Source organism: Streptomyces sp. RB17 (assembly GCF_009604455.1).
Classification (GTDB): domain Bacteria; phylum Actinomycetota; class Actinomycetes; order Streptomycetales; family Streptomycetaceae; genus Streptomyces.
The window spans coordinates 1-18,505 of the sequence record NZ_WEGL01000023.1 but is presented as its reverse complement, the minus strand read 5'-3'; the positions used below and the strand labels follow the sequence as shown (position 1 = coordinate 18,505).

The 18,505-nt window shown below is 68.6% G+C and carries 16 protein-coding genes and 2 pseudogenes; 7 read left to right on the top strand and 11 right to left on the bottom strand.

Features of this window, described 5'->3' with window-relative positions; all coding sequences use genetic code 11:
- The first annotated feature begins 317 nt into the window (after positions 1–317).
- Positions 318–1,583: a hypothetical protein gene (locus SRB17_RS43505; protein ID WP_153547515.1), complete on the top strand. Its 1,266-nt coding sequence runs from the start codon at positions 318–320 to the stop codon at positions 1,581–1,583.
- A 208-nt stretch (positions 1,584–1,791) separates the two neighbouring features.
- A complete protein-coding gene (locus SRB17_RS43500) occupies positions 1,792–3,105 on the top strand; it encodes a bacterial transcriptional activator domain-containing protein (protein WP_323377568.1) in 1,314 nt (437 codons plus the stop codon).
- Between the two features lie 29 nt (positions 3,106–3,134).
- On the opposite strand, the gene SRB17_RS43495 is transcribed toward SRB17_RS43500, so the two are convergent.
- Complete coding sequence (locus tag SRB17_RS43495; protein ID WP_153547513.1) at positions 3,135–3,614, bottom strand: hypothetical protein; 480 nt, start codon at positions 3,612–3,614, stop codon at positions 3,135–3,137.
- A 197-nt stretch (positions 3,615–3,811) separates the two neighbouring features.
- Between SRB17_RS43495 and SRB17_RS43490 the strand changes: the two are divergent.
- Both SRB17_RS43490 and SRB17_RS43485 read left to right on the top strand, forming a co-directional pair.
- Positions 3,812–4,255, top strand: a pseudogene (locus SRB17_RS43490) (IS110 family transposase); the annotation flags it as partial.
- Between the two features lie 91 nt (positions 4,256–4,346).
- On the top strand, positions 4,347–5,567 hold the full coding sequence (locus SRB17_RS43485; RefSeq protein ID WP_153547509.1) for an RNA-guided endonuclease InsQ/TnpB family protein: 1,221 nt from the start codon (positions 4,347–4,349) through the stop codon (positions 5,565–5,567).
- 63 nt (positions 5,568–5,630) lie between these two features.
- On the opposite strand, the gene SRB17_RS47270 is transcribed toward SRB17_RS43485, so the two are convergent.
- From SRB17_RS47270 to SRB17_RS47860, 5 genes are all read right to left on the bottom strand, one after another.
- On the bottom strand, positions 5,631–7,475 hold the full coding sequence (locus tag SRB17_RS47270; RefSeq protein ID WP_228396660.1) for a DUF2637 domain-containing protein: 1,845 nt from the start codon (positions 7,473–7,475) through the stop codon (positions 5,631–5,633).
- A gap of 371 nt (positions 7,476–7,846) precedes the next feature.
- On the bottom strand, positions 7,847–8,182 hold the full coding sequence (locus SRB17_RS43475; protein ID WP_228396659.1) for a DUF6573 family protein: 336 nt from the start codon (positions 8,180–8,182) through the stop codon (positions 7,847–7,849).
- A 256-nt stretch (positions 8,183–8,438) separates the two neighbouring features.
- Positions 8,439–8,657 carry a hypothetical protein gene (locus SRB17_RS43470; RefSeq protein WP_153547507.1) on the bottom strand — a complete coding sequence of 73 codons (219 nt, stop codon included), beginning with the start codon at positions 8,655–8,657 and terminating at the stop codon, positions 8,439–8,441.
- Positions 8,658–8,704: 47 nt separating this feature from the next.
- On the bottom strand, positions 8,705–9,274 hold the full coding sequence (locus SRB17_RS45785; protein WP_194294350.1) for a hypothetical protein: 570 nt from the start codon (positions 9,272–9,274) through the stop codon (positions 8,705–8,707).
- Positions 9,275–9,350: 76 nt separating this feature from the next.
- The gene (locus SRB17_RS47860; protein ID WP_267133510.1) at positions 9,351–9,476 is read right to left on the bottom strand and encodes a hypothetical protein; all 126 of its coding nucleotides are present in this window, start codon (positions 9,474–9,476) and stop codon (positions 9,351–9,353) included.
- 250 nt (positions 9,477–9,726) lie between these two features.
- Between SRB17_RS47860 and SRB17_RS43460 the strand changes: the two genes are divergently transcribed.
- Positions 9,727–11,742, top strand: coding sequence for a nitrate- and nitrite sensing domain-containing protein (locus SRB17_RS43460; protein ID WP_228396658.1), 2,016 nt, complete (start codon positions 9,727–9,729; stop codon positions 11,740–11,742).
- Entirely contained in the window at positions 11,739–12,149 is a 411-nt protein-coding gene (locus tag SRB17_RS43455) for a roadblock/LC7 domain-containing protein (protein ID WP_323377567.1), read from the top strand. The genes SRB17_RS43460 and SRB17_RS43455 overlap by 4 nt, the downstream gene beginning before the upstream one ends.
- A gap of 417 nt (positions 12,150–12,566) precedes the next feature.
- Here the strand turns inward: SRB17_RS43455 and SRB17_RS43450 are convergent, their stop codons facing one another.
- The 5 genes from SRB17_RS43450 to SRB17_RS43430 form a co-directional block, all read right to left on the bottom strand.
- The gene (locus SRB17_RS43450; RefSeq protein WP_153547503.1) at positions 12,567–12,827 is read right to left on the bottom strand and encodes a hypothetical protein; all 261 of its coding nucleotides are present in this window, start codon (positions 12,825–12,827) and stop codon (positions 12,567–12,569) included.
- A gap of 1,027 nt (positions 12,828–13,854) precedes the next feature.
- A complete protein-coding gene (locus SRB17_RS43445) occupies positions 13,855–14,139 on the bottom strand; it encodes a hypothetical protein (RefSeq protein WP_153547501.1) in 285 nt (94 codons plus the stop codon).
- 82 nt (positions 14,140–14,221) lie between these two features.
- Positions 14,222–15,691 (bottom strand): glycosyltransferase family 2 protein, encoded by a 1,470-nt coding sequence (locus tag SRB17_RS43440; RefSeq protein ID WP_323377566.1) that lies wholly within the window; start codon positions 15,689–15,691, stop codon positions 14,222–14,224.
- On the bottom strand, positions 15,688–15,861 hold the full coding sequence (locus tag SRB17_RS43435; RefSeq protein WP_153547499.1) for a hypothetical protein: 174 nt from the start codon (positions 15,859–15,861) through the stop codon (positions 15,688–15,690). The genes SRB17_RS43440 and SRB17_RS43435 overlap by 4 nt, the downstream gene beginning before the upstream one ends.
- A 221-nt stretch (positions 15,862–16,082) precedes the next feature.
- Positions 16,083–17,342 (bottom strand): nucleotide sugar dehydrogenase, encoded by a 1,260-nt coding sequence (locus SRB17_RS43430; RefSeq protein ID WP_153547497.1) that lies wholly within the window; start codon positions 17,340–17,342, stop codon positions 16,083–16,085.
- 817 nt (positions 17,343–18,159) lie between these two features.
- On the opposite strand from SRB17_RS43430, the pseudogene SRB17_RS43425 reads away from it, so the two are divergent.
- Positions 18,160–18,447 (top strand): annotated as a pseudogene (locus tag SRB17_RS43425) (transposase); the annotation flags it as partial.
- Between the last annotated feature and the right edge of the window lie 58 nt (positions 18,448–18,505).

Here is an 18,505-nt window from a genome sequence, read left to right as displayed (position 1 = left end):
ATTGCTACTGGCTCCAACCGGCGCACACAGGGAATTGGGGCGGGTGTTGGCGCACCTGCCCCGCGTGAAGCCGATGACCTCGCCCGCCCAGGGCCTGGCGTCGGCTTCACCTGCATCAGGGGAACAGCAGCTGGCACCGTGCCTACCACCACGCCCGCACTCAGCCCGGCGCCGCGGCTGGACGCTCCTGCACCCCCGCCAACAACACCTCCTCACCCCCATACGCATCACAGACTGAGACCGAGGCTCCAGCACGTCCGCGGTGCATGACATCGGCACTCTTTCCACGCCCCCCACAGCCACTTACCGTCAATTACATGGCCAACGGGGTGTTTCACACCAGGTACGGCATAAAGATCAACCTGACACACGAAGACCTCGACAACCCGGACTACGAGGGACTGCTGGAGGAGATCACCCAGCCCGTCGGTCAACGACCCCGGGACCTGCTGCAGTGCCTGACGGACTACGAGGGCGGGCAGTGCCAGTGCGCGCTCGACGGCAAGACGCCGTGGATGTTCGTCCGGCGCCAGCGCCGTGGCGGCAAGGTCATGTGGGTAGCGGCGCACCTGCCGCTCACCCACGTCGCCACACCGCAGGAGAGCGACAAGCACAAGGCGATGAAAGAGCGGATCGCCCGCACCGCATCACGGCACGGACTTCACGTGCAGACCGAAGCGCGGTCCGAGGACGGACGGGTCATCACCGACGTGCTGGTGACCGGCGCCAGCACACGCGTGGGATGGGAGGCCCAGTACTCCCCCATCACCGCCAGCACCGTGCGCCGGAGATCCGCAAAAGCCCGCGAGCGCAACATCGCGCCTCTGTGGGTAACCGCAGACGCCACCTCCGCCCTGATAGACCGCGCCCCCTGGACCCGCGTCGACGACGTGCCCTGGCAGCGCATCATCTCCCCGCTCGCCCTGATCATCCGCGGTGGCGTCCGCCACCTGCAGATCTGGAAGTGCACCCCCACCGCCGAACGGACCTGTCCCGAAAGCGGCAACGCCTGCGGCAAGTGGCACAGCGGCTGGTTCCTGCCCGCCCTGTGCATCCCCCAGGAACGCGCCACCCCGCTCGACGAACTCATCGTCACCAGCGCAGACGGCGAGCACCTGCCCGTACGCTCCCGCAACCGCCACGACCCACACCGCACCTCCTACCTGTGGGCCCTGGCCCGCGACGTTAAGCGCTGGCACGAGATCACCGGCGAAACCAACACCCCGCCCGAGGCCGGCCCAGCCGACGACGAACCCGTCACTTACACCGAACAAGAACTCGACAGCTCCTGCCGCTACGGCGAAGAGGGCCCCCACACCAGCAGCCCACGCCCGCGACGCGAGACCTCCTCCGCCACCGGCCTGCACACCTTCGACCACGCACCCGACGACACCCTGCTTCAACCCACCAGACCCATCGCTCTACGCCTGTCCCCCCGCGAGCGTCTCGTCATCGGCGCAGAACTGAAGTGCCCGCCCTGGGAGATCGGGCCCTGCATGCTGTGTGCCGCCCCCATCCACCGCTACGGCCCCCGAAGCCCCAAAGCATGCCCCGCCTGCCGCATCACCACCCAGCAGACGTAGGGCCGCGCCCCATACCAACAACCAGTCAGCCTGATCACCGGTCACCGCAAGTAGACACGACCTGATCACCCAGTCCGCTATCTGACAAACCCGCAGCCCAGACCCCACGCAGCAAGACCACTACCCACACGCCAGCCCCAGCAGAAACGCCGGCGCCACCTGACCACACCTGACACAGCAAACTGATAAGCCCAGGTAGAACCACCAGATGCTGATCAGAAACACCGCTCCTGGACAGGCGGAAATCCTCAACGCCTCCCTCAGCGACCCGCAACACCTCGACCACACCGGCACCCACATCACCGTGCAACGCCTCGAACACGCCGCCTACCTCCAGATCACCACCGCGTTGAAAGTGTCCGGGCAGCCGTCCCACCCACCCGAAGGCCCGTGGCAGGACGTCCCGGACGAGCTGGAGGGCATGCAGCAACACGCGCAGGCATCGCCGCAGGAGTCCATCACGCCCACCGCCACCTCGATCCCGTCACCGGCGGCAACGGAGGTGAGCAGCGAAGCCTTCCCGGCCCTGCTCGCCGCCAGCACCAACCCGTCCGGGCTCCGTCTTCTCTCCCCCGCCCCATCGTCGGCTCGCCTCGACGACGAAGCCGGCCCAGGCACCGAAACGGCCGCATCTGCCGCGCCTTCGGCCCCAGCACGCCCGGCCGACGCCTACTCCACCGACACGCCACAGGCCCCGAAGACCGACGACCCGACGGCCGCAGCCGAGGAGCCCACAGCGTCGGAGGCGGAAGAGAGCGAGGCGCACGACCTGCACGCCCCCGAGATCCGCGTCCTGGGACCGGTCGAAGTGACGGGCGTGAACAGCACCGGCCACGGCCCCAGGATGGCCCAGCTCGCCGCCTTGTTGTACTTCCGTCCGGGGCGGAGTGCGGATGTGCTGTGTGTCGACATGGATCCCGTCAGCCCGTGGTCGACGAGCACCCTCAACGCACGGATGCAGGGCCTGCGCAGCTCACTGGGCGGCGACTCGTCCGGCAACCTCTACGTACCGCGCCGCAAAACGGGCGAGGACCCATATCGGCTCGCGCCCGGTGTGCGCTGTGACTGGACCCGTTTCCTCCAGCTCGTCGAGCCCGCGCTGCCGCTGGGCCCGTCCGGCCTGACCGACTTGGAGAAGGCGCTGACGTTGGTTCGAGGCAAGCCGTTCGGCGGCCGGCCGCTGCCCTGGGCGGAGCCCTACACTCAGGAAATGATCACGCGGGTCATCGACGTCGCACACACCGTGGCCACCTACCGCATCCCCGCAGGCCCCCACCACGACCTCAGCGCCGCCCGCCAGGCCGTCGCGACCGGTCTCGACGTCGACCCCACGGCAGAGCTCCTTTATCGGGATTGGATGCGTCTTGAGGCTGCGCGCGGCAACCGCTCAGGGCTGCACACCATCATCACCCGCGTGCAACAGATAAACCGGGATTTGGACTGCGCGCTCGAGATGGAGACCACGCAGCTCATCAACGAGCTCCTCAATAGCTCCGGCACGGCGGTGCGCAAAGCTCTCTAGTCGTCGGTGCGCAGGGCGCACAGTGCACTCTACTGGCCGGGGACAACGTCCCGAGCCGCGTAGGCGAGCAGTTCGCTCAGGGCCGCCTCGCCGGACAGCGACGGCCGCGTGCGCCACTCCCCCAGTGTTTCGCATACGGTCTGCGCAACCGCCTGCGCGTGCTGGGCCAGGTCGTCGTCCAGGGCCGTCATTCCCCCGTCGTGGGCGCGTCCGGTGACGATGACCGGCCCGTGAATCGGGTACAGCGCGATGCCTCGCCAGGTACTCGCCAGAGCCCATGCGGTGATGTTCCGCGCGAGTCCCCTCCCGCGTCCGTCGCCATGCATGTGCAGCAGGGCCCGCCGGTGGTAGAGCCCTTGATCCACCGGTCCGGTCGTTCCAGTGTGATCCCGGATCGCGGAGTGCGCACCGGGCTCGGAAAGGTCGATTTCCGTGACGGTGGTGTCCGGGGCGATGCGCAGGGCGTGCATGGGATTCCATACCTTTCTTCGTGGGTTGATCGCGGTCATTCGTAAGATCGGGACACCCAGGGATGCCGGGTGTGGCTGTCATGTGATTGCCGCGTTCGTGGCTGAGGAGGATTGGCCGCCCGGCATCCCGCGACGACTCGACTGCTGATTGGGATACGCGAACCGGATCGCTCGTATGGACGTGACGGCGAGGTCGTCTGCTGGGACAGCGCAGGAGAACGACGAAGGAGGGGCCGGTGCGCGAACTGTGGGCGGGGACGGACGCGGGCAAAGCCGAACACCACTGCACCGTGATCGACACGAACGGCACGAAGGTGCTCTCGCGCCGTGTGCCGAACAACGAGGACGAACTGCTGCAGCTGCTCGGTGACGTCCTGGACCTGGCGGACGGCGTTCCCGTCACCTGGGCAGTCGACCTCAACGCGGGCGGTGCCGCGCTGTGGATCGCACTGCTGGTCAACCACGGCCAGCGGCTGTTCTACATCCCCGGCCGGACTGTGCACCACGCCTCCGGCTCCTACCGGGGCGACGGCAAGAGCGACGCGAAGGACGCCTTCGTCATCGCCGACCAGGCCCGCATGCGCCGCGACCTCCAGCCGCTCCAGGAGACCAGCGAGATCGCGGTCGACCTGAAGATCCTCACCGGCCGCCAGGGCAGGGATAGCCGGGTCGCCGGCAGGGCGATCCCGGTGTCCACCCCGCACGGCGGTGATGTCGCCCATAATGATCAAGAACTCTCAAGTGTCAGTCCCTTCAGGTAGGTTCGGATGCATGACGGCGGAGGCGACCACGAAGGACACCGGGCATGCCCGGTACACCTTCCGTGTGCGCCTGTCGGCTGCTGCGCGGCGCGCACTTGAAGCGGAGTGGGCGCGCTGCCGGTGGATCTGGAATGAGTGCGTCGCGAAGTCCAAGCAGGCGCACGTGCAGAGCCGGGCGACCGGCGAGAAGGTGACCTGTGGTCCGGGGCAGTTGGACAGGATGCTGACCGAGGCCCGCGGGGTGACGCCATGGCTGGCTGAGGGCGCGTCGGTGCCGCAGCAGCAGGTGATACGCGACTTTGCCAAGTCCCGTGCCAAAGCGCTGAAGGACATCAAGGACCGGTTGCCGATGCACCGCCGGGCCCAGATGCCCCGCTTCAAGAAGAAGCGGGAGGCGCGGTGCAGCCTCAACTACACCAAGCGCGGTTTCCGCCTCAAGGACGGCCGCCTGCACCTTGCAGGCCAGATCGTGCTGAGGGTGGTGTGGTCGCGGCCCCTTCCGGCCGACCCGTCGAGTGTGCGCGTGTACCAAGACACGCTCGGACATTGGTACGTGTCCTTCGTCGTTGCCGCGCAGAGCGAACCGCTCGCCCCCACGGGGCGCGTGCTCGGGGTGGACTGGGGTGTGAAGGAGACCGCCACCACCACCGACGACGCCTACGATCTCCCGCATGCCGAGCACGGCCAGCGGGCCGCGCAGCGGCTGGCGAGGTATCAGCGGATGATGGCCCGGCGTCGGCGTCCGAAGGGACAGCCCGCATCCGCCGGCTACCGGGCCGCGCAGGCGCAGGCGGCGAAGCTGCACAAGAAGATCGCGAGGCAGCGTGAGGACACCGGCCGCAAGTGGGCCAAGTCCGTGATGCGCGGCCATGACAGGGTTGCGGTGGAGGACTTTAGGCCGAGGTTCCTCGCGAAGACCACCATGGCCCGCAAGGCGGCCGATGCCGCCATCGCCGCGACCAAGCGTGCCCTGTGCGAGATGGGCCGCAAGCACGGGCGGGACGTCCGTCTCGTGCACCCGGCGCACACCACGATGGACTGTGCCAAGTGCGGAGCGAGAACCAAGCACGCACTACCTCTCTCGATGAGAACGTATGCCTGCACCGCGTGTGGAGCCGTGTCCCCCAGGGACAAGAACTCCGCCCGCGTGATGCTGGTCCGGGCAGGTTGGAACCCGGACGGTGTCGAGGGCGTAAGACCACCCGAGCCGCTGGCTCCGGTGGCGGCCTGAGCCGTAAATCCCCGCTCAGCCCTGGAGGGTTACGAATCCCCCTCCCTTCAGGGAGGGGAGCCTTCAATACTGTTGCTGTGCGTGGTGGCGGGTCAGTGCCTGCCAGCGCCGCTCGAAGTCGACGGCCTGTTCGGCGATGTAGGCGGTGGTGAGGGGCTTGTTGTGCTGCGCGGTGATCCCGTGGGATGCGCATTCCTGCGCAATGGCGTCGAGCGACGGGGTTTCGTTGTGCTGGCGGTGTTGCGCCCAGACGTTGTAGACACGGAACGGCAGCAGGTAGCGGCGCAGGGTGGACGGGCTGACCGGCTTTCCGCCACGGCCGGTCATGCCCTTCTTGGATGCGAGGTAGGCGGAGAGCTGCTCCGCTCTGGGTTCCTCGCCGTGCTCGCCCTCGTACTCCGTCCAGGCGAGGTAATAGCGGTCGACGGTGGTGAGCGCGGCGGACTCCCCCATCGGGTCGTCCTCACCCGACACCTCCTCGACGGCGGCGCTCACCTGGCGGCTGCGGCTCTCCTTGGCGGGCTGAGCACCTGCGCCGGCCGAAACGCCCTCGAGCTCCTCCTCGTTCGGGAGGTCGTCTGAAGACACCTGTGCGGCAGGCTCGGTGGCTTCCTCGTCGGCGGGCGGCCCCGTCTCGGCGAACTCGCGCTGCCAGAAGGCGGCAACGAACCCCTCCAGGTCTTCGCCCGAGATGGGCCGGCCGTTGACGCCGGTGATCCGGTCGCGTGCGTAGACGTATGCGGCGAGGGCAGCGGCATCAGGGTAGGCGCCGTGCTCCTGCGCGTACGCGAGCCAGGCGTTGTAGAAGTAGTCACCCCACCCGTCGTCCCCATCGTGACGGACCGGGGATTCGCTACCGCTGGTACCGCTCCCAGTTGAGGGCGCATGACGCTGCTTGAGGAGCCGCAACAGTGGGGCGAGTTGCTCGTCGGACAGCGGCCCGCCGGCCGCGGTGGCAATGCCGTACCGGTCCTGGAGCCAGAGAGCGAACTGCGCACTGGTGGGCTCGGTTCCGAAGGCGGTCATCCAGTCCTGAAAGGCGCCGGCGAGGTGCTGGGCGTTCTGCTCATCTCCAAGGTCGTGCGCCGAGGGCAGGTGCGCGATACGCGTCCGCTCCCCCGGCTGCGGCCGGGCGTCGCCCGCCTGCGCCCGTTCCTTCTCCTGGCCGAGGCCGGCCTCAAGCTCCGGGCTCTGCCGCGGCGCCGGAACCGGCCTCCGCTCGACACTGAACTGGACCGGCGGCTCGTCGATGCCGGCTGCGGCCAGCCCGGCCGGGGCCGTCTCGGCGAGAGGGACGCCGTAGCGGGCCAGGCGGAGCGGCATCAGCGACTCCACCGGGGCCCTGCGGCGCCAGGCGCGGCCGAACCGGGAACGGAGCCTGGCCTGGTAGACGAGACGTTCCTGCTCCAGCTTGATCACCTGGTCGTAGGAACGCAGCTCCCACAGCTTCATACGGCGCCAGAGGAGGAAGGTGGGGATCGGTGAGAGGAGCCAGCGGGTCAGGCGGACGCCCTCCATGTGCTTGTCCGCCGTGATGTCCGCGATCCGCCCGATCGCGTGCCGGGCCGCCTCCACCGCCACCACGAACAGCACCGGGATCACCGCGTGCATGCCGACGCCCAGCGGGTCCGGCCAGGCGGCCGCGCCGTTGAACGCGATCGTCGCCGCCGTCAACAGCCACGCCGTCTGACGCAGCAGCGGGAAGGGGATACGGATCCAGGTCAGAAGCAGGTCCAGGGCCAACAGGACACAGATGCCCGCGTCGATGCCCACCGGGAACACATACGAGAAGTTCCCGAAACCCTTCTTGAACGCCAGCGCCCGGACAGCCGCATACGAGCCGGCGAAGCCGATCCCGGCGATGATCAAGGCACCGGTCACGACCACACCGATCAGAACACGGTGCATCCGAGCCAGCCGCAGCGGCGCCGTCACATATTCGCCCTTCCGAAACAGCAGTCAACGAGTGTCACCCTGTCACGGACCACACGCCCAGACACAGCAGCCCGCAAAACTGGCCGGAACACAACCGGCGCCGAACGGCGGCCCCCTCCCCAACGTGGGGCCGGCCGTCGGCCGGCGATGGCGCACCCCCTGCCGGGGGCTACGGATGGGGCACAGGTCGGGCCCCTGACGGGACCCGGGTGAGTGCAGCCCGACCGCGCAGCCAAAGTGCCCCGGCCGCCGGCCGAAGCTCGGCCGTGGGCGCAACGAAGCGCCCCGGGGCCTCGAGCCGCACTGTCCGGTCACCACACGGGCCCCGCGTCCGGCCGGGGGCGTCAGTCCTCGCCCAGCTGCATGATCGTCATGACCGGCTCAGCGTTGTCGCCCGGCCCGATGCAGGCAGCGAGCCGGACGCGGCGGGGCTGGCGGGCCCTGCCGCCTCGCGGGATCCGGTACAGCTCGACCGTGACGCACTCCCCACTGCCCCGGCTGCGCCGGATGGCGAAGCGAGTCATGGTCAACACGTCCCACAGGCGGCCGGTCTCGTCCTGGGGAGTCTGTCGGCGGCTGTCCTCCTCGCTCCACTCGACGCAGTCCGCCCAGACAGCGGCGCTCAGGCAGACCGGGACCGTGAAGCCCGCCTCGCGGGCCAGTTCGGCCGGGACCTCCACCAGGCTCCGTCGGCGATGGCCTGGGCGCGGGTGTAGGTGTGGATGACGTCGGCCCGGCCGCCGAACAGTTCGGTCAGCGCGTCGGCGTGGCTGTGCTGGTCCCCGGGCCTGAAGCGCATGGCGTCTTCGCTGATGCCGTCGTAGTCGGATGCGCCGGGGATCAGGGCGTTGGACCTGGTGTGCCTTTCGGTCGTGTCTTCGGTCGGTCCCGGCGGCGGGGGGCCACTCCCCCGCCGCCGGGTGGTGCTGGGCTGGGTCAGCAGGCCAGGACGTCATGTCCGAGCTGGACGATCCGCAGAGCGATGCGGGCGGCCGCCTGTCGGTCCTGGCCGGGCTGGGTGAAGGCTTCGATGTCGGGGCGCCAGGTGAAGGCCGCGTCCTCGATGGCGGCGCGGGCAGTGTCGGTGAGGTCGTCGGGGCACTGAGGGGCGACGACGACGGCGCCGAGCTGGGTGTCAGTGGTCACCAGGTACATGGATCCAGTCCTTTCGAAAGGATCGGGCGGGCCGTGCCCGCCTGGGGCTAACGGCCGCGGCGGGTGACGGCGAGGAAGCGGCGGATCGTCTCCACGACGGCGGCCGTGTCCGCTCGGAAGTCGCGGCAGCCGGACCCGTCATGCAGGACGACCGGGTCCGGAGCGTCAGCCGCGTCGGAGCCGTAGACCGCGTACCAGCCGTGATGTTCGGCCGGGGCGTAGTCGATTTCGTTCTCCGTGTCGCCCGTACCGGAGATCCGCACGAACGCGTCCGCACCGGCCAGAACCCAGATCCACACCGCTCCGGCGGAGACGTCACCGCCCCGTCGAGAGGTGACGGACACATCGGCGAGGACGGCTTGCAGCAGCGCCCCGGCACTGTCCTCCTCCACGTCGTCGCCGGTGCGGCACCGCACGTATGCGTGTGCCGCGGCGGCATCGGCGTCCGGCGCGTCGAATTCCATGGCCCAGCGGGTGAATTCCCCTTCGCTGGTTTCCAGAACGGCGAATACTTCCGAGACCGAGCCGGGGATTACTCCGGCGATGAACAACTCGCGCATGTCGGCGTCCGAGCGCAGGCCGATGACGGTGAAAGTCTGAACAGCTCCGCTTGGCATTGGTCTGTTCCCTCCCTCTGCTGAGTTGCCCGGAGTGCTGGCCCCCGGTGGGCCGGAGGCCAGCGCGTGACCTGCGTCAGGACCGAGGGCACGGCATGAGGCCGACCGTGGCCGTGTCCAGGTACAGGCCGACCAGCGCGAGGGCCTGGGTGCGGCCGAGTCCGTCGGGACTGCCGTCGGCGTCCGGGCTGCCGGACACCACCCGCCTATGGCACCGACAACCTGTCCTGCATCCGCGGTCACAGCCTCTTGGCCTGCGGTGTGAGGGCGGCGCAACTGAATGTCCCACGTGGCCTAACAGGTCGGAAACCGGCCCCGGCGGCGGTCGGACTAGCGTCGTGGCCATGAGGGTGTGGACGCCAGTACGGTCGGCGCTCGGCCGACTCGGCCGGATCGGTAAAGGCAGTTCACGGCGCCTCCACGGTGGCCGAACGACCGCCGGCCGTCGGCCGATGCCCGGCTGGCGCAGCATCCGGGGCCGGGTGGCGGTGGTCATCACGGTTCCCATCTGCCTGCTGCTCGCCGTGGCCGGGGTCGCCGTGCACGGCCGGGCCGAGGCGCTCGACGATGCCCGGACAACCCGCGCCGAGGTCGGCCTCAGCCTGCGCATCCAGGCCCTGGTACACCAGCTGCAACGCGAACGCGGCCTGACCAACGGCCTGTTGGGCGGCGAGGAGGAGTTCCGCCCACCGCTCGCCGCCACGCGCAAGCGCGTCGACACGGCGCTCGGCGCACTGCGCAGCCAAAGCGCGGTCGAGGACGTCGTCCAGCGAGACATGCGGCACCTTGCCGCCGTCCGCGCCGCCGCCGACAAGGGCACCGCCGACCCGGCGAAGACGCTCACCTTCTACACCACCGCCATCGGCGCCCTGAACACCGTCGACCCGGTGGCGGCCACCGCGACGCGCGCCGACGCCCAACTGTCCAACGGGCTGGCCGCGTTGCGGGAACTGGCCGCCGCCACGGAGTCCGTCGCCCTCGAACGCGGCCTCCTCAACGGCGTATTCGCCGAAGGTGCCTTCCACGGCCACGCGTACATCGACTTCACCGAGGTGCGTGCCGAGCGCGTCGCCGCCCTCGCCCGCTTCCGGCAGGTCGCCACCGCACCCCAGCGCACCGCCATGGACAAGGCCTTCGCAACCGCGGACGCCCAACGCGCCACCGCCTACGAGAACCAGGCGGAAGGCGCCGTCGACGGCTCCGCGCTGCATGCCGACGCCGGCACCTGGTGGGACGTGATGACCGTACTCGTCGACGATCTGTACGCCGTCCAGCAGTCGGTTGGCGACGACGTACGGCACCGGGCCGACCGGCTCAGCCACAACGCCGAGCTGGGGCTCGTCGCCTATGTCGGGGCGGCAACACTCATCGCCGTGCTCGTCGCGGGCCTGGCCGCCTTCGCCTCCCGCTCCCTCACCCGCCCGCTCCACACGCTCGCCGAGGCCGCCCACGACGTGGCGACGCACCGGCTGCCCGCCACCGTCGCCCGGATCCAGCAGTCCCCGCCAGACGATCCGGAGCTCCTCCCGCCGGAGTCCGCCCCGGATGACCCCGACAAACGGCTGCTGGGCGGGGCGGCGGAGATCGCCGCGGTCGCCAACTCCCTGCACGAGGTGGAACGCACGGCCGTCCACCTGGCCGCCCAGCAGGCCGGTCTGCGCCGTAACACCACCGAGTCGTTCGCCAATCTCGGCCGCCGCAACCAGAACCTCGTGCGGCGGCAGCTCGGCCTGATCACCCGTCTGGAACGGCAGGAACTCGACCCGGACGCCCTCGGTGAGCTCTTCGAGCTCGACCATCTCGCCACCCGGATGCGGCGCAACGCCGAAAGCCTGCTGGTCCTGGCCGGGCAGAATCCGCCGCGGCCCACGGCGGCACCCGTGGGCGCCCTGGAAGTCGTCCAGTCCGCCGTCGCCGAGGTAGAGCAGTACCGGCGGGTGATGATCGCGACCGTGGATCCGGTGCGGGTGCGCGGGCACGCCGTCGCCGACGTCGCCCACCTCCTCGCCGAACTCATCGAGAACGGGCTGAACTTCTCGCCGCCGACCGAACCGGTCCAGGTGCACGGCTGGTACGACGCCGAGGACGACACCTACTCCTTTGCCGTCGTCGACCACGGCGTCGGCATGTCCGAGGCCGACAAGCAACGGGCCAACGCCCGCTTCTGCGACTCCGGCGAGGAGGCCCTCCTCGCCACGCCCACCCGGTTCCTCGGTCACCTGGTCGTCGGCCGGCTCGCCCAACGCCTCGGCGAGGGCACCCAGGTCCACCTCTTCGACACCACCGGCGGCGGGCTGTCAGCACTCCTGGCCCTCCCCGGTCGCCTGCTCGCCCCCGCCGAGGACCCCTCCTCCACCCCGCCTCCGCCCGCCAAACCCGCTGTCTCCGCCCTGCTCAACGGCTTCCGAGCGGGTGTCGCCCGTGGCGAGGCCCGAACCACTCAAGCCACTCAAGGAGCGTCATCGTGACCACCGCCGTCCAGAGTTTTGGCTGGCTCATCTCAGAGTTCGTCCGCACCGCCGACGGTGCCACCGACGCCGTCGCCGTCTCCTCCGACGGCCTGCTGATGGCCGCCTCGGACACCCTCGGCCGAGACCGCGCCGACCACCTTGCCGCCGTCGTCTCCGGCATCACCAGCCTCGCCCAGAACGCGGCCTCGGCGCACGGCTTCCGCGGCATGAAGCTCGTCATGATCGAAATGCTCGGGGGCTTCCTCCTGGTCGGCCGCATCCGCGACGGCAGCTGCCTCGGCGTCCTGGCCTCCGAAGGCTGTGACGTCGGCCTGGTCGGCTATGAAATGGCCGTCCTCGCCGACCGCTGCGGGGAACTGCTCACCCCGCAGTTGGTACGCGAACTCCACTCCATGCCCGCGTGAGCCACGGGATAGCTGCGGCACGCTCCTTCTATCCGCGTCCGAGCGCAGGCCGATAACGGTGAAACTCTGAACAGCTCCGCTCCGCATTGGTCTGTTCCCTCCCTCTGCTGAATTACTCGGGGAGCTGGCCCCCGGACGGGCCGGGGGCCAGCGCAGCCGGTCCCGACCGAGCGCCCAGTAGGTGGTCCTGCGGACCTGAACGCGCCACTCTCCGCCTGCTGGAAGGAGTTGGAAGTACTCCAAGTTCTAGGGCTCGCCGTCGTCGTGCCAGTGCCAGCGCTGAAAGGTGACGGTCTGTTCTCCGCCGTCGGCAGGACTTACGCAGGCGTCGGATCTGGGCAGTCGCGCAGCGCATCGAACCAGGCCTTCCTGCCCCGTATCCGGCCCCCGGGACCCGCCATGACGGCGGCCGGCGCGTCACCTGCCGGAGCTGAGCCAGTGGTGCAGGGCTTCGTGCACGCTGTCGGGCAGTGCGCTGAGCTTCTCGATCGCTTCCCGGTCTCCCGGCCAGGGAGCGATCCCAGCCGCGGTCAGAGCTGCGTACAGGTTCAGGCGCCGCAGGTCGCGAGGATCGATGCGGCAGGCAATGCGTTCTGCGGGATTGGGCGGCGCCAGCAGGAAGTCCTCCGCTGGGGCATAGTCCCACGCTCGATCGGTTGATGCGGTGGTGGTCTGCATGATTTCGCTCCGTTCTGCGTATGCTCCGTTCGCGCGCCTCGCGCCGCCGGGGCCGAGTGTGCTGTGTGCGTGGTTCGCTACCAGTCCTGGCCATCTGGCGCGGCAGCCGTCTCTTCGGCCCGTTGCAGTGCTCGACACCAAGGACAGTCCGCTTCCACCTGGTCCTCCTGACGATCGCCATCAAGGCGGTAGGCGCCGGCCGGCCGGCGACTGCCGAAAAGTGGACCGGCTAGCGAAGAACCCAGGTGGCCAGAAGGAAACGATGCAGGCGAGCCGACGCTTCCAGAGGCGACCCCGTTGCGGGCCCTTCGCCTCGTCGGTCACCGACGCCGGGTCCCAGTGGCCGGCGTTCGTCGGCCAAGCGCCGTGACCGAGGGTTCACCGCGCCGGCGCGTTGCCTCTGGCAGGCCAGTACACCCGCCCGGTGTTTTACCGGCATCGGGCTCGAAAGCGGAAACGCACACAGGCTCCCCCTGCAGGGTGTGGGCGCAGCCCTGCCGCAGCCACAGGCCGTGAGCAGGGCTTACGCGAAGGCGGTGGCGGCCGGCTGGCCGCGCACCACACCCTCGCCGCCGACACGGCAAACACGCGCAATACACGAGCGATGTTACAGATCACCCATAATTCCGTGACTGTAACCTGCATGCTCCATCAATATTCCAAATCCACCCTTTAACGCCCCTCCAGATCGCGCCACCGCCACGAACGCCGCTCCACGGCCCCAACCCACCACCCAGCCGACACCCGAAAGTGAGTAACAACCAGCCGGGCACCGGCACGGGCCACGGGCACGTCCCCAGGAGGCCTGCCACAGCGCCCGGCGCGGCCATGCAGGAAGAGCACGCCCCCTGCCAGGGCTTCCTCCCGGACAACCGCCCACAGGCGGCATCACCGCCCCGCCGACCACACAGCACGATCGCCCGGGAGCACCCCGGCACCTGCAGACGAACGGAGCGATGCATGCCAAGTCCGGCTGATCTGCGGACAATGCGTGAACTCGCTGCCTCTGAAGTGGTAGTAACGGCCATCAGAACGGCGGCGGTTCCGCCGCGCTCGCCTCCGGCGGTAAAGCTCGGGGACCTGCCCAGTCATGGGGGTGCAGGTCAGTGTCCAGTACGGCGTCCAGGCACACGGCAACGGTCAGGGATGCGCCGGGCAGTTCCGCACGTGTGCGTCCGGTGACTTCGCACAGGACGGAGGTGGGGGCGGTGATGGTAACGGCGCCGTTGTGCCAGGCCGGGAGGCTGACGTGTGCCGTGTACGTCCCGGCGCGCACGACGACCGCCTCGGTGCGCTGGGCGTTGGGATCCATGCGGGTTACCGCCTCTCTCCTTTCATCCCTCCGTCCCCAAGGGCCGATGCGCGGGCCGTAAATGAGTGTGGCAAGGGATCGTTCATGCGCTGCTCGGTTCCAGGGAGACTTCGGCGCCGTTTTGTCGTGTGCCCCAGCCGGTTTTGGCACAGGTGGCCATGCCGTACCAGTGCAGGACGCGCAGCACGGTCCAGCCCATGAGGATCGCGATCGGCGTCATCAGCCAGGTCACGGCGCGGGAGCGAATGCGCTCGTCTGAGCGGATGACGCCCAGGTAGCGCAGGCCCTGTGCCCAGCCGATGAGGAAGGGGATCGCGAGCATGGCCAGCGTCGGTGCGTTGTGGTAGCGCAGCGGTTCGACGATCAGCAGCCAGGCGAGGACCAGCTGGCCCAATATCATTTCGAACCAGCGCAGTAGGTGCAGCCAGTATGCGGGCCGGTGGAGCGGCAGGTAGCGCATGCGCCAGATCGATCGGATCGTGGAGCCGCGCATCCATCGCAGGTACATGCGGCTGAAGTGCGACCACTTCTCCGGCATCGCGGTGAAGACGACTGCGGAGGGTTGCTGCACCGTGGGCCCGCGCAGCGCTGCGTACAACGTCAGCATGCTGTCGTCGGAGAGCATGACGGGCCGGCCCATGAAGGTCTCGTTGAGGTACGACTCGAGGTTGTCGCGTACGACGTCGGCCCGATAGGCCGCCAGGGGGCCGGAGTTGACGAGCACGGAGCCGAGCGCGGATTGTCCTGAGCGGTCCACGAGCTGGGAGGTGACCAGCCACAGGTCCGTGACCCGGGCAAAGCACTGCTGCCCTCGCCAGCCGGCCAGCTTGGTAGCTCGCGAGGGCCACGGCATCCGGGCACCATCGGGCCGGCGCAGCTGCGGGCGCTGCGGGCCGCGGTTGTTGGTGGCCAGCACGATGCCGGCGACTGCCTGTACCTTGCGGCGGGTGAAAGGGGTGATCAGCTGTTCGAGGGCGTTTGGTGCCAGGCAGGAGTCGGAGTCCACCGTGACGTAGATGTCGGCGTACGGGCTCACCCTCACGCCGTTGGCCTGGGCGTGGCGTTTGCCGCCGTTGGGTACGCGCTGCCAGGTCGTCTCGATCCCGAGCCGGTGGGCTTCCAGGCACCACCAGTCGCGCAGTTCGGCGTAGTCGGTGCTGGTCGAACCGTCGTCCACGACGTGCACGGAGTCGGGCAGGCGGGTCTGGTGAAGGAAGGATTGCAGGCCGAGCCGCAGATAGCCGGGGTCTTCGTTGAAGACCGGCACCAAGATCGAGACGTGCAGCTCTTTGAGTTGACGGGCGGCCCGGGGAGTCAACCGCCTCGGGCGCTCGAGGTGGTACAGGAACGTCTGGATCATCAGCAGCGTGAACAGGGAGACCCAGACGGCGAGCATGCGGCTGCCGGTGTGGTCCTTGACCTGCGAGAGTGCCAGGGCGTGCTGCGCGGCCCAGACCGCGGCACCGATGAGGACCACGATGCCCATGAAGACGGTGCCGGATCGGTGCTGGTGGGCAGCCAGCACCGATGCATCCCGCCGGTTCGGGGTCACTTCTCGGCGACGTCCTTGCTGCGGCGGAAGCCCAGACGCACCGTGATGGCCCCGATGACGACGAGAGCGGCAGCTATGCCGATCAACCAGCCGCCCAGGGCGTAGGTGACACCCCCGATGGTGATGGCGCCCAGGCCGGTCTTGGCCAATTGCCCGCCGTAGTCATTCATGTGACAACCTCCAGCAAAGTCGTGGTGAGGGTGGTAGAGGCGAGGACGAACCGACGTCATCGCCCAGCCGGGCAGCACAGGGCCCGAGGCAGTGGTGATCTCAGAGATCAGAGAAGCGGCCGACGCAGCAAACGGTCACAGGCGGCATCCAGCACTGTGCACGCCTCGGGCACCGTCTCACTGGTCAGTTCCACTGCCTCGAGCTGCTGTGCTTGCGTGCGTCAGAGCCGCTCGACGTGCGGTGCAGGGGCCATGACGCCTCGGGTGTCGAGGACGTATGCGGCCTCGTCGGCGAGCTGGGCGAGGTCGAACTCGGCGTGGGGTGTGAGCAGGACGACGGCATCGAAGTCGGCCACGCTCTCGCCACTCGCCGCTCCGGCGAAGGGAATGTGCCGGCGGCTGTCGTCGGGCAGGTAGGGATCGACGACGACGACATCGGCACCCATGGCGCGCAGCCGGTCGATGACCTGGACAGCGGGCGACTGCCTGGTGTCGGCCGTGCCCGGCTTGTAGGCCGCGCCGAGGGCGAGAATGCGGGCCCCGTGCACGCTGCGACGCAAGCGGCTGCTGAGCGCGTCCTGCAAACGACGCACCACGTAGTCGGGCTGGCTCTCGTTGATCTCCTGGGCCAGCTCGATGAGCCGGAAGGTCTGCCCGTGCCGTGCCTTGACGTGATGGCTGAGGTAGACGGGGTCGATGGGCAGACAGTGTCCGCCCACGCCCGGGCCGGGCTGGAACCTGGTGAACCCGAAGGGCTTGGTGGCGGCCAGTTCCAGGGTCTGCCACACGTCCACGCCGAGTGTGTGAGCCATGCGGGCGAGCTCGTTGACCAGCGCGATGTTGACGTGCCGGTAGGTGTTCTCGAAGACCTTGGCCAGCTCTGCTTCTTCCAGTCCGGAGGCCGGCACGGTGACGTCGGTGACCGAGTCGTAGAAGGTCTTCACACGCTGCAGGCATGCATCGGTGAGACCGGAAACGATCTTCGGTGTGTTCTCCAGCCGCCAGTCGGCGTTGCCCGGATCGATGCGCTCGGGACTGAACCCGACATGGAAGTCCCGCCCGGCGATCAGGCCCGAGCCTTCTTCCAGCAGGGGTATGAGGACGTCGCGGGTGGTGCCGGGGTGCGTGGTGGACTCGAGCACCACGGTGGCGCCGGGCTCCAGCCGGGCGGCCAGCGTGCGCCCGGCCTCTCGCACGCAGGTGAGGTCCGGGGCCCTGTCGGTCAGTGGTGTCGGCACGGTGATGACGGCGACGTCGAAGCCCTTGAGGTCTTCAGGGTCCGAGGTGGGCCGGTAGGCGCCCGAACGCAGCACGTCCTGAAGGCGGGCGGATGAGATGTCCTCGACGTACGACACGCCGGCAGCCAGCCGGCCGCAACGCTCGTGGTCGGGTTCGTAGCCGGTCACGATGTGTCCGGCTTGGGCCGCACTGAAGGCTAACGGCAGGCCGACATAGCCCTGCCCGAGCACGCAGATGTGCATGGTGATTCCTCCCCTTAAGCCGGCCTGCGGACATGCCCAGGCCGGGAAAACGGCGCCCCTGAAATGCGGCTGCCTGTTCCTGAAGCAGGCAGCCGCGGCGTCGGGTACTGCACGAACCGGTGTGTCTCAGCGACTGTGCGCGGCCCCCGTCGGGCCGAGCAGTCACTGGTTTCGAGACACCACCGTCGATCGCGGGTCTGAGGACCTCATGTCCGATGCCAGATCCGCACGATGATCTTCACAATTCCCCCCCGTTTGTGGACCTTAAGGATTCAATAAGACTTCCGGATGCGGAACCCTCTTTACTCACTCGATACCTATGAACCACCTCTGCGACCTGCAAGCCATCCCAACGATCCGTCGAACATGCCTGCGATCAGGGCTGTTTGCGTTCAAGCTCAACGGGAAGGCGGAGCTTGAAGCCACCCGACGACCCCGAATGGCCCGCGATCCATCGACGCGGCCAGGCCAGGACTAGGTCAATTGATCTTCACAATTCCCTCCCTGTCCGTGCCTGGTCAGCGTTGCAACGCGCCTCCCTCAAACGGAAGCACTGTTCCCGGATCGCTACACGTGAGCCGAAGCGCGTTCAGAAACCGCGCACCATTTCGCACGCCCCCTGTACCACCGCCCTGGTTTAGAAGGTCACGGTGGGTGTTCGTTGGGGGGGCTTATCGGTTCCCAGTCTTCGAGGCAGACTCAATGCTGTGGTTGATGCGACGGCGGTGTTCAGCATGATCAGCGGCCTAAGAACCCCTAACGAAATGATCTTCAAGGTGGTTGGATCACTCAAGGACTGGTGATCCGGGGGTGCGAGGTGGCTCGGCCGAAGCCGTGGGAAGTCGATGACGAGTTGTGGGCGGTGGTCGAGCCGCTGCTGCCCAGGGTCGAGCGGCGGACTCGTCACCCCGGGCGCAAGCGGCATCCGGACCGTCTGGTCTTTCAGGGCATCCTGTTCGTCTTGCACACTGGGATCGCCTGGGAACATCTGCCGCAGGAACTCGGCTTCGGCTCCGGCATGACGTGCTGGCGCCGCCTAGGGCGCGTATCGAATTCTGATCAAGGGGCGGTTCTCGTGAGGTCCTTGAGCCAGAGCATCGAGGCGCGCAGGTGGAGGCCGGCGAGGTAGCTGTCCGGGGTCTTGTCGTACCGAGTGGCGATAC

Excerpts from the sequence above, each read along its gene's own strand:
- SRB17_RS43505 (WP_153547515.1), top strand. The coding sequence starts at position 318 with ATGGCCAACGGGGTGTTTCACACCAGGTACGGCATAAAGATCAACCTG.
- SRB17_RS43500 (WP_323377568.1), top strand. The coding sequence starts at position 1,792 with ATGCTGATCAGAAACACCGCTCCTGGACAGGCGGAAATCCTCAACGCC.
- SRB17_RS43495 (WP_153547513.1), bottom strand. The coding sequence starts at position 3,614 with ATGACCGCGATCAACCCACGAAGAAAGGTATGGAATCCCATGCACGCC.
- SRB17_RS43485 (WP_153547509.1), top strand. The coding sequence starts at position 4,347 with ATGACGGCGGAGGCGACCACGAAGGACACCGGGCATGCCCGGTACACC.
- SRB17_RS47270 (WP_228396660.1), bottom strand. The coding sequence starts at position 7,475 with ATGCACCGTGTTCTGATCGGTGTGGTCGTGACCGGTGCCTTGATCATC.
- SRB17_RS43470 (WP_153547507.1), bottom strand. The coding sequence starts at position 8,657 with ATGTACCTGGTGACCACTGACACCCAGCTCGGCGCCGTCGTCGTCGCC.
- SRB17_RS45785 (WP_194294350.1), bottom strand. The coding sequence starts at position 9,274 with ATGCCAAGCGGAGCTGTTCAGACTTTCACCGTCATCGGCCTGCGCTCG.
- SRB17_RS43460 (WP_228396658.1), top strand. The coding sequence starts at position 9,727 with ATGCCCGGCTGGCGCAGCATCCGGGGCCGGGTGGCGGTGGTCATCACG.
- SRB17_RS43450 (WP_153547503.1), bottom strand. The coding sequence starts at position 12,827 with ATGCAGACCACCACCGCATCAACCGATCGAGCGTGGGACTATGCCCCA.
- SRB17_RS43445 (WP_153547501.1), bottom strand. The coding sequence starts at position 14,139 with ATGGATCCCAACGCCCAGCGCACCGAGGCGGTCGTCGTGCGCGCCGGG.
- SRB17_RS43435 (WP_153547499.1), bottom strand. The coding sequence starts at position 15,861 with ATGAATGACTACGGCGGGCAATTGGCCAAGACCGGCCTGGGCGCCATC.
- SRB17_RS43430 (WP_153547497.1), bottom strand. The coding sequence starts at position 17,342 with ATGCACATCTGCGTGCTCGGGCAGGGCTATGTCGGCCTGCCGTTAGCC.